This window comes from Enterococcus sp. RTP21361st1_A6_RTP21361_211029, from assembly GCF_040910045.1.
Lineage (GTDB): Bacteria > Bacillota > Bacilli > Lactobacillales > Enterococcaceae > Enterococcus_D > Enterococcus_D gallinarum.
Genome location: NZ_JBDGBK010000052.1, coordinates 1 through 21,940, shown reverse-complemented (window position 1 = coordinate 21,940; position 21,940 = coordinate 1). Strand labels below are relative to the sequence as shown.

The window sequence follows — 21,940 nt, the reverse complement described above, 5'->3', positions numbered from 1 at the left end:
GAAAAAATCCCCGACTTATTTAGAAGATCGAATTTGTTTAAACGTTTTAGCTAACTCAGTGGAAAACGCCAAAGAATGTTTTGAAGCAGCCGAAGGGAAAATCTTATTAGGCGTTCTTTCCAAAAATTATTCCACGGATGAAGCAGCGATTGAAGACATGAAAAAATACCAAGCAGAAATAGAAAATGCGTTATCAGTTGGTCTCGGTGCCGGTGATCCGAATCAGAGCGAGATGGTCTCTCGAATTTCTGCTGTGTTGCAGCCGCAACATGTCAATCAAGTATTCACGGGAGCTGCAACATCTCGGGCGTTGTTAGGACAAGAAGAAACTATTGTTAATGCATTAGTTTCTCCGACAGGCAAAGTCGGCTTTGTCAATATTGCCACTGGCCCGTTAAGTTCACAGGAAGAACCCACTGAGGTTCCTCTTGAAACGGCGATTGCATTACTCAAGGATATGGGCGCTAGTTCAATCAAATATTTCCCTATGAAAGGATTGGCGCACAAAGAAGAATATCAAGCGGTAGCAAAAGCTTGTGCAGCTCATGACTTTTATCTTGAACCGACCGGTGGGATTGATTTGGATAACTTTGCAGAAATCTTGCAGATTGCTGTGGATGCAGGAGTCAAGAAAATCATTCCTCACGTGTATAGCTCGATCATTGATTCAGAGACGGGCGATACCCGTCCGGAAGATGTGAGACGATTACTGAAGATGATGAAAGATTCATTGAAGTAAGAGTGAAGGAGGAATTGTGATGCGAATCGGTGCATACGGTGAAGTCATGCTGCGCTTGACACCGCCTGAATATCGGACATTAGAACAAACCCATTCGCTGCGGATGGATTTTACAGGAACGGGCGTAAATATTTTAGGAAATCTGGCGCACTTCAATCTTTCAGCATCCCTATTGACGAAAGTACCAAAAAACCGTTTGGGTGATGCGGCCAAAGCGAATTTGCGAACTTATGGTATCAAGACAGAATTTATTGGTCAGGCACACAATCATATCGGCAGTTATTTTGCTGAAGTTGGTTTTGGCGCTCGCCCCACCTATGTGACGTATCAGAACCGCCGCGGTAGTTCATTTGGGGTTTCCGGACCTGCAACTTATCCCATCGCTGAATATTTAGAAACGATCGATCTTTTACATATTTGTGGTATTTCGTTGAGCTTGACCGAAGAAACGTGGCAAACCGCGATAACATTGGCAAAACAAGCTACTTTGAAGAACATCAAAGTTTGTTTCGATTTTAATTTTCGTCCCAGTCTGAATTTGGAAGAAGGACAGCGAGAAATCTTAAAAAAACGTTACGAAGCGATTCTGCCTTATTGTGATTTGGTATTTGGGTCTGTACGAGATTTGCACGGTCTTTTGGGATTTGGTGAGCAGCTGCCTATTGATGGACTAGAGGAACAGCAAATCGTTCAGGCCTTTATGGCGCAGTACGGGATTGAATGGTTTACAGGAACCAGACGGATAGCCAGTGAAGACAAACAGTTTATCAGCGGGATGATCTACACTAAAGAAGAAACTGTTGAAACTGCACCTCAATTGTTACAAGTGCTAGATCGAATCGGTGCAGGGGATGCATATGCAGCAGGTATTCTTTTAGGATATGCCGAGAAATGGCCACTAAAAAAAACCGCGGATTTTGCTATCACCAATGCTGTATTGGCCCATACGATGTTAGGAGATGTTCCCTTGATTACACGGGAACAAGTAGAGCAAGTGCTAAAGAATCCTGGGGTAGATTTATTTCGTTGAGTATTATTCGCTAGGATATACAAAGCACGCGTAAACAATAATAAATCATCCAACAAAGTGCGTTTGATGGCGAATCAGTGACTGCCGTCAAAAGGGCTCTTTGTTGGATGATTTTTGTTTTATTCGACAGGTAAGAAGACGAACAACAAGTGAATGGATTGTCGAGGGGGATATCAAGCAGTCGTTTTCATTGATTATTGATTCAGGTAGCGTTCGGCTTTCTTCTCAGGAATCACCCAAAGAAGTAGAACGAGACTATCGAGACTGATCACAAAAAGCGGATGAATCAACCAGCCAAGGAGCAATGCCACAATGTTGACAAAAAGAGTAAAGGTTAATTTCTGATAGCGTTGAAATAGTTTCCTAATGGTTGGATTATTTTGGCTTTCCCGGCTTAATGCCCGTCCTAACAAATAATAGCTAAAATCAGTCAAGAAAATCACAGCACCATAGAGCATTTGAGGAGCGAGGGACAGCGGGTATTGACTGACCCATGAAGTAACAAAAGGAAAAAGCGACAACGAGAGTATCAGCAAATGATTGGCCCATAATGTCCATCCATCAATATCTTCTGCAACTTAAAAGAGATGATGATGATTGTTCCAATAAATGGCCAGCATCACAAAACTGATCAAATAAATGATAAACTGATGTTCGATGCCTAGAAACGCTTGAAAGGTATCGTTTTTTGGTTGGTGAAGTTCTAAGACCAGCAAAGTCATCACGATAGCAATCACTGCATCTGTAAAGGCCTCGATTCGGTTCTTTGACATAACATGCTCCTTTCAGAATAGTAAATCAGTGTTAGTTTACGTCAATAGATACGATTCGTCTATCAAAGAGAATTGCAATAAAAAAAGGACAGTGATATAAGATCAAAGCTAACTCAAAAGGCAACGGTGAGTATGCCTTTGTGTCTGAAACTTCTCATTGTGAGAAGCATTAGCAGTATCTTATTTCATCGTCCTAATGGATTATTGTTTGACAGTGAATGTCAAATCAAATTGAGAAGGATGGATGTAACGAAATTTTGGTCCTTGGCTATCGTCGATGATCAATTCGATCAATTCGCTGTTGATTTTTTTGACCTCAGTGATTTGATGCCCTTGGTCGTCACAAAGCTCAATCACCGCTTCTGGATAAATTGATTTGAGCTGATTGTATTTTGTGATAAAGGCGTTGACGATAGCAGCAGACGCAGTCAAGTCAGTATATTCTGGCATATTCTTCCTCCTTATTTAGTAATCAGGAATGAGTGGATACGTTTGTCTAGTTAGACTCTTTATCTAAAACACCATATAAAAATAAATCAATGGCCTGATAGAGTTCAGTTTCTTTCTCTGCTGAATCTAAGTATGAAGCAATGAGAATAAACATTTGGCTGACAATAAACTGGTAGGAAAGTTCGTTTCGTAATCGTAGTTCACTTGTTTGAAAAAGGCGAATAAATGGTTGCTGATAGTTTTCTTTCCAAATCAAGTAGAGTTTTCTGGCGGTTTCTTCAGAGACGGTATGTTTGATATCATCCATCATTAAGTAGAAATTGAAAGGGTGACGTTTTTGCAGAAATCGAGCCATCCGTTGCAGTTTCTCTGCTAAGGAGTCATTGGGATCATTAACGATCTGATATAAGTTTTCAGATACATCTATCGCTAACCGCGCAAGAACACCGTAATAAATATCTTCTTTTCTTTTGAAATGATAATACAAATTAGGCTGAGTAATGCCTAACAACTCCGCGATTTGTCTTGTTGAAGTTCCTTTATACCCTTGTTGCATGAACAACTGTTCAGCCACGTCTAAAATCTCATCTTGCATTATTTTCACTCCGGTTGGTTTTTATCTGCTGTTTTACAGAACGTAATAAAAAAGCTTTTCTTTGGATAGAGACAGCATTTTTTTTGAGAAAAACCTGGTAATTTTTCTCACGAATGACCGTCAATAGTTCGCGATAGATCAATAAAGCAGCCATAAGCGCTTCCTGGCAGTCTTCATCGATCTGAGGCATCATGGACAAGGCTTCATCGTACAGTTTTTCTGCTAGCAGAGCTTCAAACTCCCAAAGCTGGATAAAGGATTCAGTGACCTTTTTTTGTCTGAGGTGTTGAATGGTAATCTCAAACCGCTGCATCGTTTCTTTTGGTAAATAAATTCGATTCATCGCAAGATCTTCCCCAATATCCCGGAGAATATTCGTTCGCTGCATAGCTTCCCCTAGCTTCTTGGCCGGTTCTTGGATCTTGCCTGCCTGACTAGATAAAATCGGCAGCAACATCAACCCGACACTTCCAGCAACAAAGTAGCTGTAGCTACTCAAATCAGCCTCCGTTTCAGGTGGCTGAAAATTTAGATCCATCCTCTGTCCTGCGAGCATATCATAAAATGGCTGGAACTTTAAATCATATTTCGCAAAGACAACAGAAAGAGCCCGCCATAAAGGGGTATCCAGAACCTTTCCGCAAGCCATTTGTCGTAATCCGTGTTCTAGTTCATTTAATTTAACGATGTCTTGATAACGATCGATGGCATCATCTGCTTGCCGACAAAAGGCATAGACGGCAAACACGGAACGTGCTTTTTCTGGGGGTAATTGCGAAAAAGCACTGTAGAAACTTTTCGAATGTTTTTTGATGATTTGCTCGCAATAAGCAAAGTCTTCCTTATATCGTTCAAAAAGCGTGCTTTCCTTATTGATCATCTTTTAGTAACTCCTCTACGGCAAGCTTTGCACTTTGCATCACGATTGGGACACCGGCTCCTGGGTGAGTGCTGCTGCCACAAAAATACAAACCTTCTGCGTAAGAAAACTTATTATGAGGACGATAGTAATTGCTTTGAGATAATGTCGGTTTCAATCCGAAAGTCGCCCCGTTATAAGCGTTGTAGTGGTCTTTGAAATCTTGTGGTGTATAGTAGGTTTCAAAAACGATATGCTCATCGATATCATTGAAAATCGTTTTTTCTTTTAGCGTGTGGATAATTTTGTTGCGGTAATTCGTGATTGTATTAGGTTGCCAATCATTAAACTTGGACAGCTCGGGAACTGGCACCAACACATACAAGCCTTCGTGACCCTCGGGTGCTAGTGAGGCATCTTTCAATGTGGGACGATAGAGATAAAAGGAAGGATCTTCTGGCAAAACACCAAACTCAAAAAGGTCATCGACATTTTTTTTGAAGTCTTCGGCAAAGTAGATGCTATGCAAGCCATTGGCTTCATATTTTTTATCCAGCCCTAGGTACAAGAGAAAACACGAACAAGAATAGGCCATTCGGCTGATTTTTTTATTGGTGTATTTGCCCCGATTTTTTTCATTAGGAATCAATTCTTGCATCGCATAAGGAAAATCAGCCGCACAGACAATCGCATCTGCTGAATGGATGTGCCCATTTAGACGAATCCCTGTTGCTCGCTTGTTTTCAATGATCAATTCTTCGATCGGTGAGTCATAATGAATCACGCCGCCTAATTCTTCAAATAAGCGAGCCAGCGAAGTCGCTAATGTATACATACCGCCTTTGATGAAATAGACGCCATAGAACAACTCGATCATAGGGATGATCGTATAAAGAGAGGGCCCTTGATAGGGAGAAACCCCGATATACAATGTTTGAAAGGCTAGCGACTTGCGCAAGCGGTCATCTTTAACAAACTTTGAGATCGAAGTGTAGGCATCGTTGAATGTTTTCAATTTCATTCCTGCCCAAAGGGATTGAGGATTATAAAAATCCCAGAATCCTCGAAACGATTTAGTGATGAAAGCTTTTTTTGCAATCACGTAGCGTTTATAAATATCTGCCAGAAAGGCGAAATAACCTTGGGCATCTTCTTCAGAAATCCCTTCTAATGTTTTAGTGAGTTCAATCAGATCATTGGAAAAGGTGAGAGGTGCTTCATCAGCAAAGTAGAGCTGCAGCATAGGATCAACCTTTTCCATCGGGATATAGTCATCTGGATCGACACCGCATAGTTCAAAAATCTCGCGATAAATCTCCGGCATCATAACAATGGTCGGGCCGACATCAAATGTAAAACCAGCTTGCTTGATTTGGTTCATTTTGCCACCGGGCTGGCTTTCTTTTTCGTATAGTGTGACCGCATAACCTGCTTGTTGCAATCTGACAGCGGCGGATAGTCCTGCGACACCGCCGCCGACAACGATAATTTTTTTCATGAGAACTCCTTATCAAATATTTCTTGGCTTCAGATTAATCGTGTTGTGTTTTTGTGTGTTCTTTTTCCTTTAAGACACCGTCTTCCATTACAAGCACCCGATCACAATAATCAGTTAGTCGGGTATCATGGGTCACCATAATCGTCGCTTTATTTTTTTCCTTTGTTTCTTGCGCAAGAATTTTGACTACTTCATAGGCTTTTTCGGAATCCAGACTGGCTGTTGGTTCATCCGCCAAAATAATTGTTGGGTCATGATACAAAGCTCTAGCGATCGCCACCCGTTGACGTTCACCACCGGAGAGATCTTCGGGGTATTTGTTTTGCAATTTATCGATTCCTAATTGGGTAAATAAATCTTGGGCAGATTGGGTTTTATTCTCTTTGCTGACTTTGTCGACTAGTTTCAGTTGCTTTTTAACGGTCAAGAATGGGACAAGATTGGAAGCTTGAAGAATAAAACCGATCTCTTTGAATCGTAATTTGGCCCGAATTTTTTCTTTCTGGTCACTAAAAGGCTGATCGTTGATCAAAACTTCACCAGCTGTAGGTGCTTGTAATCCTCCCGCAATAGTTAAAAAAGTACTTTTACCTGAACCAGAGGGTCCAATGATGGCGACAAATTCTCCTTTTTCAACGAAAAAGTTTGTCTCTTTCAAAGCCTCAATCATCGTATCTCCATCTTTGAAGGTTTTCTTCACATCTTTAAATTCAATGGCACTCATTTTTATCCTCCTATCCAATAGCTTTCAATGGGTCAATCTTAACAATCGTTCTTACTGAGAAGAAAGCACCGACAATCGCAATCAAAATCATCAACACACTAATACCTGCAAAAAAGAGGCTGTTTACTTGAAAGGGCACAGCTTGCGGCAAGACCAACGCCGTTCCGATCGTCGCCGCTAATCCTACCAATACGCCCACCGTTGCTAAAAGGAAAGTTTGTGCGATGACAGAAAATGCGATGTAACGACTAGAAATTCCTTGTGCCTTCATGACACCAAAAATATCAGATTTCTGCATAGTCAAGACATAAATAAAGATCCCGATAACGATGGCAGCAATGACGATCAAGAAGCCGATCATAAACCCAAAGGTTAGCACTTGAGCACTATAACCAGGCAATTCATTGATGAAATCACTAATTTTGGTTGCTGTTAATTCATCCGGTACTTCTTCAACTGTTCCTCGCGTAACGATGGCATTGATGCGGGCTTTATCGCTGGTATCTTTTGTTTCAAAGCGAATTTCTTGATAGGCACCAATCGTCGTGTAGAGAACAGGTGCGACATTGAAGCGAGCATTTTCTGTAAAGCCGACGATCTTCAGTTTCTTTTCATTGCCGGCTAATTTGACGGTATCGCCGATCTTAATGTCGTATTCCTCTTTCAAACTGCTGTCAGCAACTGCCTCATCGTCGTTCGCGAAAAGTTCGCCTTCCGTGAGTTTAGGAGCCAAGAATTGATCTGGTTCGATCCCAAAAAAGCTGACATCAACTTTTTCACCACCGGATTCCCTGGTGATCACACCCGCAGTTTGAGCCAATACAGCTTTCTCATCTGCTTTGACTTCATCATAGAGATTACGAGGGATCATGGACATATTCAAATTGTTATTCGCTTCCTCGGCTAATAAAATCTCTGATGCCGACCATTTATCGACAGCAGTTCGGTTTTCTTGGGCAAGACCATAGGCTAGCCCGGTCAAGAAAAAAACTAAGTAAGCGATCAAAAACATGACACCGGTAACCAGTGCATACCGCAATTTAGAATGGCGGATTTCATTTATTGCTAAAAACATACAACTTCCTCCTAGAAATTTTATCATGTGATAAAATCAAGTTACCACATTCTTATTCAGCTGCAAAATTTATTGCTTTGGCATGGATTCTTCCTTCCTGCAAAGATCTGACAGAAAAGCTGAAAAAAAGCCTAGGAAAAGCGATAGAACAAAAATCCTGATACCTGGCAATCCATAGAGGAACCAGGAAAAAACTTGCAAGAGTGAACAATGCTTCGTCTCCTAATCACAATTAAGCGTTTCGTTTGAGTAGGAACAATCAATCCTGATAGACTAATAGTGGATATTTTTATGGAAAGAGGAGATAGAAATGAAACAGTATGTGCGTTTTGGTGTGATGATTTTAGTATCGACGGTCGTGATGTTTGGGATGATGTACCTGAATGTTTTTCAATGGGATCATATCTTTTATAGTCAGACTCGATTATTTATGGCGTTGATGATGGGGGCCGTGATGGCGATGATCATGCTCTTATTTATGTGGAAAATGTACGAAAATAAGAAATGGAATCTAGCGATTTTAGCTGTCAGTGTACTCGTATTCTGTGGTTCACTTTTCATGGTGCGCTCCCAAACGGCTGTTGATGATGTGAAATGGATGAAAGCAATGATTCCTCATCATTCGATTGCCATTTTAACCAGTACCAATGCGGCCATCAAAGATCCTGAGGTCAAAGAACTAGCGGATGATATTATCCAAACTCAAAAAGAAGAAATTGAAAAGATGAAAGAAATGATCGAACGACTAGAAAAATGAAACAAAGCCGGATCTTGACGTCTTAGCTCAAGAAGTCGGCTTTTTCATTCGTTGTTCATAGCAATCAGAAAAAGCGCTGTTAAATTTGATCGGATCTGTGAGCATTTCATGGATCTCTGCTAAGCCTGCGATATTTTTTGAATAGCCGAGCCAAAAGGTCAAGTGATGGTGGGGACCGTATTTTTGCTGAATGTATTCAAATGCCTCTTGGCAAAGATTATCAGGATCAGAAAGACTCTTTTTTTCGATGGCAAAGTAAATCGTGCGTTCGAGAATCCGATAAAAATCAAGATCACGATCAGCTTCTGAAATGATTTTGCCATAGATGGATCGTGGCTCATAGGAGAGGGAAGCACGATGATCTTCGACGGCTTCTCCGATTATTTTACGCTGTTCTTTGGTAAAGTAATCCGCCAAAAAAGCATCTGATTCTACCATAGATCTTGAAGCGCGTTCATGATTTTTTCGTCCTTTTAATAGACCAAGATCATGAAAGACAGCAACAGTAGAGGCAATGTCTAAGTCAACCGATAATGGGGCAGCGATTTCTATACTGTTTTCGAGCACTTGATAGACGTGCTCAGGGGAGTGACTTGTGTCAAATTGCTTGTATTGTGGAATGATTGTTGTTTCTAAATAATGCATTAGCTGTGGGTTGACCATCAAAAACCTCCATTGGCTCATTTCTTGTTTAGCAGACAAAAAGTCATCACAACAAAAGTCAATGCTTTATTAAGAATCAAAGCATTGATTTTTGTTGAATCAGCTACTTTCAGTTTAGCAAATAGGACCTATTGATAAAAGAGTCATCGCGATCAATTTGCTAGGAGGGGGTAAGTGAGAGAACACCATCTAACTTTTGGACGATTTCGTCTCGAAGGTGGTGGGTAATAAACAGGACGGTTTGCGGTTGTTGCAACAGTAATTTCTCGATCTTTTTAGCATTTTCTTGATCAAGATTAGAGGTTCCTTCATCAACTAACAAAATAGGTTTTTTCCATAGGAAGCCTCTAGCTAGTGCAAGACGCTGCAATTGTCCCCCTGAAAGATTACCACCTGTTTCGGTAAGAACTGTGTCTAACTGCTCAGGTAGTTGTTCAATAACTGCAAAGAGTTCCGCTTTTTTTAGCGCTTGCTCGATTTCTTCATCGGGAAAAAATTGTCCTAATGTCAGATTCTCGCGAATCGATGCTTGATAGACAAAGGGACGTTGATCAATAACTGTCACATTGTCTTGCAATTCTTCTAAAGGGAATTCTTTTATTTCCGTTTCTCCCAAGCGGATCGATCCGCTATAGTCTTTGCGCCGTCCAGTCAACAAACTGAATAATGTTGACTTGCCTGAGCCGCTTTCCCCCACGATGGCATACTTTTGTCCAGCTTTAAAAGTGGTTGAGAGATTGAACAACATTCGTTGCGGTTTTCCATCGGTCGTTTGATAACAATAAGAAGCTTGTGCCAACACAAGATCTTTTGCATCGTTTGTTTTTTTGCTGGGTAGCGAAATCTCATGCGCTGGCTTCTCATAAGCAAATGCATCGAATAAAGGGAATGTGCCTTGTATTTTTGACAGATAGGAACTGATATTTCCTAATGTATTAAAAATTGTCGAAGCAAGATTTCCTGTTGCTGTAATCGCTCCGATGGGAACGATTTGCAGAAAAGCCAAGTAGCCAGTAAAACCTAAGACACTCAATTGACCAGTCACATTGCCAATTCCGCCAGTTACAGAGACAGCAGCCATCACTTGTGCTTGTTTTAGCTTTGCAGACTGGATTCTTTGTGCGGAACCCAAGAGTTTATTTTTAAGAAAATCAAGACGCTGGAAATTTAGGAAAGTATCAAATCCAGCTAACAGTTCGTTGGTTTTACTCAAAAAAGCTTCATTTGCCTGGGCGGTAGCAACAGCTGATTGTTTCATCTTTTTTTGGAAGATTTTCGGCAACAAAAGCAACAAACAGGACTGACCTAAGGTGAGCACGATCAATGACCAATGAAATTGGGCTAATGCGATAACGGCAAATAGTGAAGACAATACACCTTGCATGACCTGATAGATATTGGCGAAGCCATCTGTTTCGATCATGGTTATATCGTTACTCAATTTTGATGCATAGTTGCCTACGGTAACTTTGTGGAATGTCTGATAATCACTGTATCGTAGCCGAGTCAATAATTGATCTCGCAAATAAAGGGACATCTTCTGAGATGTATAGGCTGTATAACGGATTTGCAAATAAATAAACATCAGGAAACAACTATAGGCTAAGACCATCCCTACAACACCTTGGATAAATCCTTTTTGATCGAATTGGATGAGACTGTTTAGAACCTGCACATTTTGCAAGCTGGCTATCGTTTGTGAAAGTGCGACTCCTGCCATTAAAAGCAGGACGACTCCCTGATTTTTCCAATGTACCAATAACACCTTTTTCATTATTTTTTGCTCCTTTCTTATTACCTTTCTTGATACCTTTATTGTAAAAGGGTAAAGTAAAAGCGAAGGAATAATTACATATATGTAAAGAGGTGCTGTGAATGGACTATGGAGCGACATTTAAGAAACTGCGTTTAGAAAAAGGGATTACTTTGAAGGAAGCATGTCAGCAAGGGATATCAAGTGCACAACTTTCACGTTTTGAAAATGGAAAATCAATGTTGACGGTCGATCAGTTTTTTACATGCTTGCAAAATATCAATGTGACGATCGAGGAGTTTCAATTTGTTGGGAAACAGACTTTTAAAGACCGTTTTGAAAAGTCTATCGAGCAGATGCAGGAGTATCTTAATACGAATCAAGAAGAGTCGGCTCGTTCGTTGGCACAACGTTTTTTTGCTGAAAGTCAGAGTCCGTATGATTGGCCGCAGTTTTTAGGCTGTTTCATTGAAGATGTACTCAATGCAGGAAATAATCGTCCATTCATTCATTCTCAAAAAGTACTCAGCTATCTCCAGCAAGTCAATAATTGGGGTGAGATGGAGTTGCGTTTGATCAGTATTTTTACCTTTGCATTGGACACAGAACAGATGGATCTATTACTGAAAAGCATTTTGAAAAAAGCCAAGCTGTACCAAAGTGTTCCGCAAACCAATGCCCTTTATTATGATCTGTTGGAGAACTTTTTTTCTAAATATGTGTTTCACCGCAATCTTCCAGCAGCCAGAAAGATCCAGAAACTGTATCGGCAGAGTCTGGACGAACGCACAATTTTATTGCGCCCCAGAATCACCTATATTTTTAACCAAGGAATTCTTTTTTATCTGGAAAAACAACCAGAACAGGGCAATGGATGCTTTGACCAAGCAATTTCTTTAGCGAGAATTTTTTATCAGAAGGAAACCGAACACTATTTTGAGAAGCGGGCCAAGAATTGGCGGGAAAATTATCAAGATACGAATTATCGTGAGCTGACGATCAATCTGAATTTTTTTAATTATTAAAAAGGGGTTGACTTGGAGTTCACTCGAAGGCGTATGCTAGAAGTATCAATCTTAAGGAGGAACGACAATGGATTATGTAAAATTTGGACATACTGGATTAGAAGTCTCCCCCCTTTGTTTAGGGGCAATGGGCTTTGGTGATCCGAAAAGCGGCTTTCATGAATGGGTATTGGAAGAAACGGAAAGTCGAGAAGTCATTAAAAAAGCCCTTGATCTAGGAATCAATTTTTTTGACACAGCGAATATCTATTCCTATGGTGCCAGCGAAGAAATATTGGGAAAAGCGTTGAATGATTTTGCCCCACGAGATGAAATCGTCGTCGCAACCAAGCTCTATTCTAAAATGAAAAAAGCCCCCAATAGCGGTGGGCTTTCACGCAAAGCGATCTTTTTTGAAATTGAACAAAGTTTAGAACGATTACAAATGGACTATGTAGACCTCTACATTATTCATCGCTGGGATTATACAACACCGATCGAAGAAACGATGGAAGCACTTCACGATTTAGTGAAAACAGGGAAAGTTCGCTATATTGGTGCCTCAGCAATGTACGCTTGGCAATTTGCCAAAGCACAGGCGGTTGCAGATAAACATGGCTGGACCAAATTTGTTTCCATGCAAAATCATTTGAATTTATTGTATCGAGAAGAAGAGCGGGAAATGCTCCCCCTTTGTGATGATCAAAAAATTGCGATCACACCCTACAGTCCATTAGCTGCCGGTCGTTTGACTCGTGATTGGGATGCACAAACGAAACGTTTTGCGACAGATAAAACAGCACAATCAAAATATGATCAGACTAAAGAACAAGATCAATTGATCGTTCGCCGTGTGGCAGAGATTGCTGAGACACGTCAAGTCAAACGAGCACAAGTGGCCTTGGCATGGCTATTGCAAAAAGAATCAGTCGTGGCACCAATCATTGGGGCGACAAAAGAAAGTCATTTACTGGATGCTTTGCCAGCCATTGAGTTGAAGCTATCCACAGAAGAAGTTGCTTACTTAGAAGAACCTTATCTTCCGCATGCGGTTGTAGGCGCCAATTGATTTTACTAGAGAAATATCGTAGGAATAGCAGGAGGAATCTATGTGAATATCAAAAAAATAAGTGAACTTAGCGGTCTTTCTGCAGATACGATCCGCTACTATGAAAAGATTGCCCTTCTACCACCAGTCAAACGCAATGCTCATGGTGTTCGAGTCTTTGATGAAGAAGATCTCAAGTGGATCGAGTTTACCAGTAAGATGAGAAAAGCAGGACTTTCGATTGAGTCTTTGTCAACCTATTTGGCGTTATTTCGTGAAGGGAGTCAGACAGTTCCTCAAAGAAAACAATTGCTAGCAGAGCAAATCGCAGCGTTGCATGAACGAATTGCAACCATGACAGAAGCGGTAGAACGATTGGAATACAAATTGGAACATTATGATGACCACATCATTCCTGCTGAAGCTCGGTTACGCAAAGAAACGTTTACGAATTAATTTTGCAATTACACGTAATCCCTTTTAGGATACAGCCGAAATAGGAAAGAAATCGTATGACAAAAGTAATGATTTTCGGTACCCAAGATCTTCTTCTGTTATCAGAAAACAATTATTAGCGAGAGACGAGACGCTTGTTTTGTACGTGCCAAAAAAGAATCAGACGACATTGCTTGATCCTCAACGAGAAAGCATGTTTCAAGGTGATTTACTAGATCTAGGCAGGATCTTGCGAGGAATGATTAGTTGTGAAATCGTTTACCTTTGTGAGATGCCTGAGCCACAAGTCACCTGGCGAATCATAGAAGCGATGAAACTACTTGACTTAACCCGAATCATTTGCCTGGTGAAACCAGAGGAAAGCTTCCTGTCAGATCAAATCCCGGAAACAAAAACGACGCACAAGAAAGCTCGAAGCAGTCAAATGACATTATCTATTCGGATGATTGAAGAAGCGATGTGTGACTATACGATTTTGCATCTTCCTGCTTTTTTTGCATGAGTGTTCACCTGAATCTGATCTGCAAACGAGCAAGGACAATCAGATAAGAGAAGTCGAATTACAAGTAGCAGATCTACTTGCGCAAATCAGTGAGCAGCCAACCTTCTTGGCTAAGAGAACTTTGTTTATTTCGAATCATTTGTTATAAAAAAATCCGTTGAATTAAATAAAGGTTGTCGTTTTAGCGATTACCAGAAGAGTCAAATTTTTCATAGCGACATGAAAAATTTGACTCTTCTTTCTGCTGCTTTTTTTGTTAAAATGGCAGCAATATCAAGAAGATCAATAGATTGAAATACAGAAAGGAAACAGGTGGATGACTATCAAACGAATAGGCTTGATTTCATTAGGGGTGTTATGGATCTGTATTGCATTGAACTTCTTTCTTTTACCTCACAGCATTGCCTCGGCCGGGGTGGGCTCAATCGGGTATCTTATAGAAACAGGATTAGCCATTGATCGCCATCTGATTGTCTGGGGAATCAACTTGATTATGTTAGGACTAGCGTTTCTTTTTTTAGAGCGGAAAGTCTTTATCAATACCGTCTTTGGAAGCCTGTTGTTTCCTGTCATATTAGCATGGATTCCTGAATGGATGGTTTGGGAATTTTACCCAGCCTCTTTGATTCTAGGAAGCTTCTTCTTTAGCTTAGGGATATTTACCCTTTACTGTATCGGTGCATCCAATGGGGGAGTCACGATCCCACCGTTGATTTTTGAAAAATATTTCGGCATAAAAAAAGCAGTCGGGATCTTCTTGACCAATACAACGATCATTGTTTTGAACTTTCTGGTCTTTGGACTGAGAGAAGCGATCATTTCTGCTTGCTCGATCTATCTCATTGCTTTCTTTATGAATATCTTGCTCAAAGGGCAGCGTCAATTTGTCAAAAGAAAGGAAGCAAAGGAGTCCACACTTGCATCCGCTCCTGTCAAAGAAAAAAGAACGGCTGGATGAGGGAACCTCTCTTCGATTCCCTTTGTTGATAATCGCGTTCGCGAAGAGAGATTGAGATTACTGTCGGGACTAAAAAATATCACTTATTCAAAATAACAGCCTCTCTGACAATTGATGTCAGAGAGGCTGTTATTTACTACTTCCCAGAAATAATCAAATTAGTCTAAAGCTTTCTTTTTTGAAAAATCGAACGACTAATGATTAATGACAAAAACGATCCGACTACAGCTATCAGAACAGCTGGTAAGAAGTCCATCAGCTCTGAATTTCCTTGAATATAAGCAATTGTCTGGCTGGACAATGAATAAGGATTGATCTTTTGGAGAGATTCAAAGAGACTGCCCAATACGCCAATACCATAAAAAGCAGCTAAAAAGAGTAAGACTTGGTAAACATTTTTAGCAAATGCGGAGCTTAACAGCAGTAAGCTGATTGACAATAGCCCAAATAACCAATAACTAAAACCCGCACTGATAAGATGATGGGTCAAAGAGTCATTGAAATAAATTCTTGTATAAAGAAGACAAATGAGAAAAGCGGCAGCATAGAAAAGTGTCCAAAGGAAATAAAGATAAAGTGTTTTTGCTAAAAGAATCGTTTGTCTTGGCAATCCCTTTGTGATTAGATTGATCAGAGTTCCTTGCTCAATTTCCGCACAAATCGTATCCGCAAAGAGTATCACAAAAACCAAGAGACCCAATGAACCGATATTGCCATAAAATTGCATCCACGAATCGACAGATGTCGGCGTGGAAACAGTGATTTGGATCCCATCTGTCACCATGGAAGAAAAGATATCCGGCATTATTTTTGCCAGAAAAGGCGAGAGCATGCCCACCATCAGAAAAATCACTCCACAAATGATGATCTTTTTATTCCGCCAGCCGCCTAATACTTCTTTTCTTAAAAAAACTGTTAGCTGCGTCATTTAACTACCTCCAAATAGATTTTTTCTAGCGAGGATTCATTTTTTTGGAAGAGTAAGGGGACCAATTCATTTTCAGCCATGAGTTGCAGCACTTTTTGGCCTTGTTGAAAAGTTTGATTTTCTGGAATAATCAGTTGATGTTTTTCCCTCGTCCAATTAATCGCCGCACCTTTCGCGAGCTGACAGAAATGCTCTGTTTCTTGTGAGCTGGCAAATTGAAGAAGATAATCTTCTTGGCGAAATTGTGTCTTTAATTCTTCCATTTCACCAAAGAGTTTGATCTTTCCCTGATGTAAAATCGCCACGTAATCCGAAATTTGTTCAACATCCGATAAAATATGTGAAGAAAAAAGAACTGTCGTTTCTTGTTTGATGGCAAGTAAAAGATCTAGAAAGGCTTTGCGTCCCAGCGGGTCCAGCGCAGAAGTCGGCTCATCACAAATCAATATTTCTGGTTTTGACAATAAAGCTTGTGCAAGACCCAGCCGTTGCCTCATCCCCCGTGAGTAGCTGCTGATTTTTTTGGTGTTTTTTTCAAGATTGACCAGCTGAAGAATCTCATCGATTCGGCTAGTCAGCTGTTTGCCAAGACCGCTTATTTTTCCGCAAAAATTCAGGTATTCTGTTGCGGTCATGAAAGAATAGAATTGGGGAACATCCGGTAAGTAGCCTATCTTACGGTTTGTTTGAGCATTTCCATAGACAACTGGCTCATCGCAGACCGTGATCTGCCCACTATCTGACTTTAGCAAGCCTAAAATCAGCTTCATCGTTGTTGTTTTACCAGCACCATTTTCCCCGACAAAGCCGACAACACTCCCTTTGGGAACGACAAAAGAAATGGCATCTAGAATTTTTCTTTCGCCAAAAGACTTAGATAATTGATTGATCTCAATGACGTTCATTCTTTTTCTCCTTTCCCAAAAGTGAAATACAAAATTGGTCCAATAATACTAATCAAACAAGAAACAAGTATCCATAACGTGCGGTTGCCGAATTTAAAGTGTTTCTGTTTAACGATATCTAAAACAGCAACAAGTATCAACCCGAATTGCAAAAGTGCTAATGGGATCAGAATGGGTAGATAGTCACCAATATTTTCTGGAATGCTCGTGGTCATCATCGTGTTTCCTCCTTTCCATGAGTGTCATCTGCAGTATGGGCGGCTACTGCTTGCAAGCGCTGGAATAATTCTGTAAATGATTGTTGATCTTTGAAGGGCTGCAATAGGGGTGATTCAAGAATCAGCCCTGTCAATTGTTTTTTTACCATATTAGAACTACGGGGCATCTGATTTCCAAGTTCCAACTCATCAATCCAACTTTCGATCTGATCAAAGTACGCATCACCATGAAGGAGATAAGGATCTTCTGTTTTTTCCAGCAATGAGACATAACGAGTCAAAGCGCAAAGCAAGCGGGCACTATTGCCTTGTACAGCAAAAGTGGTCAAACAGGCAGCCAAAAAATTGAGCATAATGACTGGATGTAGTCTGGATAAGTCAAATGTTTCACAAAAGGCCAGCCCTCGTTGGTAAGTTGCTTCCATAGCTTGGGGTTTTTTGGTCAGCAAAAGCGTGTAGTTAGTCAACAGACTGAGTAAAACTGTGACATATTGATAAATGGCACTTTGAAGAACAGTTTCTGCGGCTGAGCCATCTGCCATTTGTTGGTGCGCAGCTGCAATCAAAGATTCCACTGGCAAGAAAACGGGTGTCTTATTTCCTAATACACCTAAAATGTCCTCTGCCTGACCAAGCATAAGCATTGAATAGGCTTCATAATAGCTAGCTTGTTGCAGGAGGTCAGCGGAACCGTTAGTTTTGACTAATTCAAATAATTTAACCGCCTCTTGTAAGTAATACTTTCGTTGATCCTCAACAGTTTTCTCATTATTTGGTACTTGTTCTGTCCTAGTAACTTGAGCTGGAATAGGCAACAGATCCCAATGATTCAGATAAAAAAGTCCCATCTGCATCAGAAATGGATAGCAGGAATAATAACGGCGAATGAATCCTCTCAGCATAAGTAACACGTCATCAGCGGATTTAGTTTCAAACGAGTCTTTCAACAACTGGTAAATCCGCTTGATTTCTTGAGTTGTTAGCTGAGAATTGATCACTAAAAGATCATCGACGCTGCAATCAAAGAAAGCAGCCAAGAGTGGCAACAATGTAATATCTGGATAAGATTGGCCCGTCTCCCATTTAGAAACCGAGGCCTTAGAAACACTCATAAAATCAGCTAGCTCTGTTTGAGTGATTTGTTTGTCCTTTCTTCTCTTAGCTATTTCCTGTCCAATTGGTAATTCCATGACGCACCTCCATTGAATTGGCTAACTTTATTGTAGAACAGGAAAGAGAGGAGCACAATGGAGAACAAGTTAACTTTTGATTGATAAAGTTAACCATGGGTTGATAAAGAGTAGCAACACTCTTTTTTCTTGTTGTAAGACGTATTTCAGTGTTTAATGAAAGAAAACGAGGTGAGGGTTCGATATGAAAGTGATAGCAATGATTGACTCATTTAAAGGGAGTGCTACCTCGGAAGAATTAAATCAGGCAGCACTTAAAGGGTTTCCAGTACAATGGGAAAAAGAATCAATCCCCATCGCAGATGGTGGAGAAGGAACAATGGCTGCGTTATTTGCTGCCTATGGAGGACAGTATAAATCCGTAACAAGTGTCGGTCCCCTAGGAGAAGAACGAGTAGTTTCGTATTTACTGACAACAATCAATCAAAAGCGAATAGCGATTATTGAATGTGCAGCAATCATCGGTATCCAATTACTTGATCCTTCAGATCAAACAACCAGACAGGCTAGTTCCTACGGGCTAGGTCTTTTGATCGCAGATGCAATCAATGAAAAAGTAGCACAGATCTATGTAACGTTAGGTGGCAGTGCAACAACAGATGGCGGACTGGGTTTACTGGAAGCATTAGGTGCGGAACTAATGTATCAACCTGCGGCAGATGCGCGCAATCCTTTGTTGACCATAAATTATTTTTCGATAACAGCAGTGCAGAAACTGCTTTCTGGTATCGAACTGTTGGTTTTAGCAGATGTAACTAATCCTTATACTGGAGCTGAAGGATTTGCAACTACTTTCGGACCTCAGAAAGGTGCTTTACCTCAAACGGTACAGGTATTGGAGCAGCAAGCAAAAAAAGTAGCGTATTTCGTGCAGCAAGAATACCAAATTGATTTAAATGGGATCGCTGGAACGGGTGCTGCTGGAGGTATCGGCGGTGCGACGGTCTTACTAGGGGGACAGATCTGTCCTGGATTTATGACCATTGCGAAACTGTTGAAATTAGAGACTAGAATCAGTGATGCTACGTTGATCATCACCGGTGAAGGCCGTTTTGACCGTCAAACTGCAGCCGGAAAAGTGCCATTAGGTGTGGCCAAAATCGCACAGCCCCATGCTATTCCAGTTGTTGCATTGTGTGGGCAAAGGGAGCCTGATCTAGGAGAGATCGGTCAGTATTTTGCTGGTATTTTCAGTATTCAACCAGGCCCACTTCTTCTTGATGAAGCAATGAAAAAAAGTGTAACGCTCGCAAATATGGCAGAAACCGCACAGGCTATCGCGATGTTTCATGAAAAAATCACAAGAGCGAATCATGGTGATGGTGGAGGAAATGGATCTTTCTAATAGAGCATTTTTTTAATGGGCATTTTTTTCATATTAGACTGAAATAATCGACCGTTTATTTTTAAGAATCCCCCCTATACTTATAGACAAGCGAAAGCTAAAAAGACATTAGGGGGAATGACAATGAAGTGGTATCAAATTTCAAAAGAACAATTGATGAAGCAGCTACAGTCCGATCGTCAGGGACTTTCAAATAAAGAACGTCAGGCACGGTTAGAAGCAGATGGTGCAAATCGCATTGCAGAAAAAGTTCAAATCAAAACTTGGCAAAAAATCGCAAAACATTTTACGGATTTGTTGATGATCGTGTTGATGGTTGCTGCAGCTTTAAAGGCTGTTACAGGTGATTATGTAGAAAGTGGTATCATTCTTCTAGTTGTTATCATCAACGGCATTGTGGGTTACTGGCAGGAACGAAAAGCGGAAGAATCTTTGGACGGCTTAAAACAAATGATGGGCCAAGAAGCCGTAGTCATTGTGGAAGGACTGCAGCAAACTGTTGCCGCAGAGTCGATCGTTCAAGGAGATTTAGTCTCATTGAAGGCGGGCGATGTCGTACCAGCGGATATGCGATTGATCGAAAATCATGGATTGGTCGTAGAAGAGTCGATCTTAACTGGAGAATCTGAGCCAGTCAAGAAAACAGAACACGTCATCACAGAAAACAGTATTATTGGAGATCAAAAGAACATGGTCTTCTCTGGTACACGTGTTCAAAGTGGGTCAGCTATCGGTGTGGTAGTAGCAACTGGCGACGAGACAGAAATCGGTAAGATCAATCAAGCTTTGCAGTCAGTGAAATCACAAGAGACACCGTTGGTAAAGAAAATGCATCAGTTGAACAAGCAGATTTTTCGCGGTATTGTCGCGCTGATTCTCTTCTTAATTTTCTTTACCGCATTCCGGTATGGTCTAGAACTAAACGTGTTGTTTTCCTCAGTGATCGCGTTAATCGTAGCAATGGTTCCGGAAGGATTACCAGCTGTTTTAACCATGATTTTGTCAATGGGTGTCAAAGAAATGGCAGATCAGCAAGCAATCATCAAGACGATGCCGTCGGTGGAAACGCTTGGTGCAATGACAGTCATTTGTTCGGACAAAACAGGAACGTTGACAAAAAATGAAATGACCGTTGTAGATACTGTCACTGTAACCGAAAAAGAGCAAGCGCTCATGTACGATATCATGGCAAATTGTCAAGATCTGAAACAAGATAGTTCTCAGCGGGCAGCAGATTTGCAAGGTAATCCTACTGAGCGGGCGCTGCTGCAGTTTGTGGAGACTCAGGAATTACCCTTGCAACAAGTTGCAGCAAAAATTCCTTTTAGCTCTACTTACAAGTACATGGCAACTTTGCATCCTTTGCAAGAGGATCAATCAATCTTATATGTAAAAGGCGCTCCAGAAGTTTTGCTAAATAAAAGTCAGCTATCAGAAGATCAAGTATCCTATTGGCAGCAAGCGGCTTCTGAGCTAGCACAGAAAGGACAGCGGGTCTTAGGGTTCGCATACAAGACAGTTCCAGCATCCAGTCAAGTTGCTCATGAAGAAGTCACTGATTTAGTCTTCATAGGTCTTGCAGGAATCATTGATCCGCCAAAAGACAGTGCAATCAAAGCAGTGAGAGAGTCCTTACAAGCGGGGATCAGAGTCAAAATGATCACAGGAGACCACAAAGAAACGGCGCAAGCCATCGGCGAGCAAGTCGGGTTGAAACATACGAAGAAAGTTCTTGAAGGATTAGATATCGACCAAATGACCGATGAGGAGTTGGCACAGCAAGTCAATCACGTGGATGTTTTTGCTCGGACGACGCCAGAGCACAAGCTACGAATTGTGACCGCTCTACAAAATAATGGTGAGATCGTAGGTATGACCGGAGACGGTGTCAATGATGCTCCCGCCTTGAAAAAAACAGATATCGGGATCGCTATGGGGATCAAAGGAAGTGAAGTAAGCAAGCAAGCAGCCGATATGGTTTTGGCAGATGATAACTTCCATACAATCGCGAATGCAGTCAAAGAAGGGCGACGGATCTTTGACAATCTGAAAAAAACCATCAACTTCTTTTTGCCAACAGCATTAGCGCAAGGATTGATTGTCATTTTTGCTCTCTTGTTAAATCGCCCATTACCTTTGACTCCAGTTCAGATCCTCTGGGTCAATATGGTAACAACAATTACATTGTCTTATGCACTAGGATTCGAAAAAGCGAGTAAAGATGTGATGGATCGGCCGCCACGTCCAGTCAATGAAGGAATTCTTTCCATGTACAGCATGTTCCGAATCGTCTATGTTTCTCTACTGATCATGATTCCTGCTTACTTTTTGTCCATGCAATTTGAAGGGCAAGCAGTCCAGCAAACGATTCTCCTGCAGAACATCGTATTAGGACAAGCAGTATACATGTTGAATTGTCGGGAGCTTTTAGAGCCAGCATTGAACAAGAGTATGTTCCAAAATCGGGCAC

22 protein-coding genes and 1 pseudogene are annotated in these 21,940 nt (G+C 41.0%); 10 read left to right on the top strand and 13 right to left on the bottom strand.

Annotated features, from left to right (window positions below; translation table 11 throughout):
- Positions 1–31: 31 nt before the first annotated feature.
- A complete protein-coding gene (locus AB5Z52_RS10450; protein ID WP_368266905.1) occupies positions 32–739 on the top strand; it encodes a KDGP aldolase family protein in 708 nt (235 codons plus the stop codon).
- A 16-nt stretch (positions 740–755) separates the two neighbouring features.
- The gene (locus AB5Z52_RS10445; protein ID WP_034704280.1) at positions 756–1,769 is read left to right on the top strand and encodes a sugar kinase; all 1,014 of its coding nucleotides are present in this window, start codon (positions 756–758) and stop codon (positions 1,767–1,769) included.
- Between the two features lie 194 nt (positions 1,770–1,963).
- On the opposite strand, the pseudogene AB5Z52_RS10440 reads toward AB5Z52_RS10445, so the two are convergent.
- The 7 genes and pseudogenes from AB5Z52_RS10440 to AB5Z52_RS10410 form a co-directional block, all read right to left on the bottom strand.
- Positions 1,964–2,542 (bottom strand): annotated as a pseudogene (locus tag AB5Z52_RS10440) (TMEM175 family protein).
- 201 nt (positions 2,543–2,743) lie between these two features.
- Positions 2,744–2,992 (bottom strand): hypothetical protein, encoded by a 249-nt coding sequence (locus AB5Z52_RS10435; RefSeq protein ID WP_005471087.1) that lies wholly within the window; start codon positions 2,990–2,992, stop codon positions 2,744–2,746.
- Between the two features lie 46 nt (positions 2,993–3,038).
- Positions 3,039–3,587 (bottom strand): TetR/AcrR family transcriptional regulator, encoded by a 549-nt coding sequence (locus tag AB5Z52_RS10430; RefSeq protein ID WP_005471088.1) that lies wholly within the window; start codon positions 3,585–3,587, stop codon positions 3,039–3,041.
- Positions 3,577–4,467: a phytoene/squalene synthase family protein gene (locus tag AB5Z52_RS10425; protein WP_096710641.1), complete on the bottom strand. Its 891-nt coding sequence runs from the start codon at positions 4,465–4,467 to the stop codon at positions 3,577–3,579. Before AB5Z52_RS10425 ends, AB5Z52_RS10430 begins: the two co-directional genes overlap by 11 nt.
- Positions 4,457–5,944: an NAD(P)/FAD-dependent oxidoreductase gene (locus AB5Z52_RS10420; RefSeq protein ID WP_117474393.1), complete on the bottom strand. Its 1,488-nt coding sequence runs from the start codon at positions 5,942–5,944 to the stop codon at positions 4,457–4,459. The genes AB5Z52_RS10425 and AB5Z52_RS10420 overlap by 11 nt, the downstream gene beginning before the upstream one ends.
- Before the next feature lie 34 nt (positions 5,945–5,978).
- The gene (locus tag AB5Z52_RS10415) at positions 5,979–6,668 is read right to left on the bottom strand and encodes an ABC transporter ATP-binding protein (protein WP_288551492.1); all 690 of its coding nucleotides are present in this window, start codon (positions 6,666–6,668) and stop codon (positions 5,979–5,981) included.
- A gap of 10 nt (positions 6,669–6,678) precedes the next feature.
- Positions 6,679–7,743 (bottom strand): ABC transporter permease, encoded by a 1,065-nt coding sequence (locus AB5Z52_RS10410; RefSeq protein WP_029486668.1) that lies wholly within the window; start codon positions 7,741–7,743, stop codon positions 6,679–6,681.
- A 310-nt stretch (positions 7,744–8,053) separates the two neighbouring features.
- On the opposite strand from AB5Z52_RS10410, the gene AB5Z52_RS10405 reads away from it, so the two are divergent.
- Complete coding sequence (locus tag AB5Z52_RS10405; RefSeq protein WP_003126146.1) at positions 8,054–8,500, top strand: DUF305 domain-containing protein; 447 nt, start codon at positions 8,054–8,056, stop codon at positions 8,498–8,500.
- Positions 8,501–8,527: 27 nt separating this feature from the next.
- Here the strand turns inward: AB5Z52_RS10405 and AB5Z52_RS10400 are convergent, their stop codons facing one another.
- Positions 8,528–9,163 carry an HD domain-containing protein gene (locus AB5Z52_RS10400; RefSeq protein ID WP_096710638.1) on the bottom strand — a complete coding sequence of 212 codons (636 nt, stop codon included), beginning with the start codon at positions 9,161–9,163 and terminating at the stop codon, positions 8,528–8,530.
- 160 nt (positions 9,164–9,323) lie between these two features.
- A complete protein-coding gene (locus AB5Z52_RS10395) occupies positions 9,324–10,937 on the bottom strand; it encodes an ABC transporter ATP-binding protein (protein ID WP_003126148.1) in 1,614 nt (537 codons plus the stop codon).
- Between the two features lie 101 nt (positions 10,938–11,038).
- Between AB5Z52_RS10395 and AB5Z52_RS10390 the strand changes: the two genes are divergently transcribed.
- The 5 genes from AB5Z52_RS10390 to AB5Z52_RS10370 all read left to right on the top strand — a co-directional run bounded on the left by AB5Z52_RS10390 (position 11,039) and on the right by AB5Z52_RS10370 (position 14,884).
- Positions 11,039–11,941: an Rgg/GadR/MutR family transcriptional regulator gene (locus AB5Z52_RS10390; RefSeq protein WP_003126149.1), complete on the top strand. Its 903-nt coding sequence runs from the start codon at positions 11,039–11,041 to the stop codon at positions 11,939–11,941.
- A 67-nt stretch (positions 11,942–12,008) separates the two neighbouring features.
- Positions 12,009–12,989: an aldo/keto reductase gene (locus tag AB5Z52_RS10385; protein WP_003126150.1), complete on the top strand. Its 981-nt coding sequence runs from the start codon at positions 12,009–12,011 to the stop codon at positions 12,987–12,989.
- Between the two features lie 42 nt (positions 12,990–13,031).
- Positions 13,032–13,424 carry a MerR family transcriptional regulator gene (locus AB5Z52_RS10380; protein ID WP_021149964.1) on the top strand — a complete coding sequence of 131 codons (393 nt, stop codon included), beginning with the start codon at positions 13,032–13,034 and terminating at the stop codon, positions 13,422–13,424.
- Between the two features lie 139 nt (positions 13,425–13,563).
- A complete protein-coding gene (locus AB5Z52_RS10375) occupies positions 13,564–13,926 on the top strand; it encodes a hypothetical protein (RefSeq protein ID WP_021149963.1) in 363 nt (120 codons plus the stop codon).
- 316 nt (positions 13,927–14,242) lie between these two features.
- On the top strand, positions 14,243–14,884 hold the full coding sequence (locus AB5Z52_RS10370; RefSeq protein WP_003126154.1) for a YitT family protein: 642 nt from the start codon (positions 14,243–14,245) through the stop codon (positions 14,882–14,884).
- A 163-nt stretch (positions 14,885–15,047) separates the two neighbouring features.
- On the opposite strand, the gene AB5Z52_RS10365 is transcribed toward AB5Z52_RS10370, so the two are convergent.
- Genes AB5Z52_RS10365 through AB5Z52_RS10350 form a run of 4 tightly spaced genes read right to left on the bottom strand, consistent with a single transcriptional unit; the run spans position 15,048 to position 18,125 of the window.
- The gene (locus tag AB5Z52_RS10365; RefSeq protein WP_003126156.1) at positions 15,048–15,812 is read right to left on the bottom strand and encodes an ABC transporter permease subunit; all 765 of its coding nucleotides are present in this window, start codon (positions 15,810–15,812) and stop codon (positions 15,048–15,050) included.
- Positions 15,809–16,717 (bottom strand): ABC transporter ATP-binding protein, encoded by a 909-nt coding sequence (locus AB5Z52_RS10360; protein WP_029486674.1) that lies wholly within the window; start codon positions 16,715–16,717, stop codon positions 15,809–15,811. The genes AB5Z52_RS10365 and AB5Z52_RS10360 overlap by 4 nt, the downstream gene beginning before the upstream one ends.
- Entirely contained in the window at positions 16,714–16,935 is a 222-nt protein-coding gene (locus tag AB5Z52_RS10355) for a PLD nuclease N-terminal domain-containing protein (RefSeq protein WP_003126159.1), read from the bottom strand. Before AB5Z52_RS10355 ends, AB5Z52_RS10360 begins: the two co-directional genes overlap by 4 nt.
- Positions 16,932–18,125, bottom strand: coding sequence for a helix-turn-helix domain-containing protein (locus tag AB5Z52_RS10350; RefSeq protein WP_041119647.1), 1,194 nt, complete (start codon positions 18,123–18,125; stop codon positions 16,932–16,934). The genes AB5Z52_RS10355 and AB5Z52_RS10350 overlap by 4 nt, the downstream gene beginning before the upstream one ends.
- Before the next feature lie 184 nt (positions 18,126–18,309).
- Between AB5Z52_RS10350 and AB5Z52_RS10345 the strand changes: the two genes are divergently transcribed.
- Positions 18,310–19,470: a glycerate kinase gene (locus AB5Z52_RS10345; RefSeq protein WP_003126161.1), complete on the top strand. Its 1,161-nt coding sequence runs from the start codon at positions 18,310–18,312 to the stop codon at positions 19,468–19,470.
- Between the two features lie 123 nt (positions 19,471–19,593).
- On the top strand, positions 19,594–21,940 hold a 2,347-nt coding region (locus tag AB5Z52_RS10340), incomplete at its 3' end, for an HAD-IC family P-type ATPase (protein WP_368266903.1).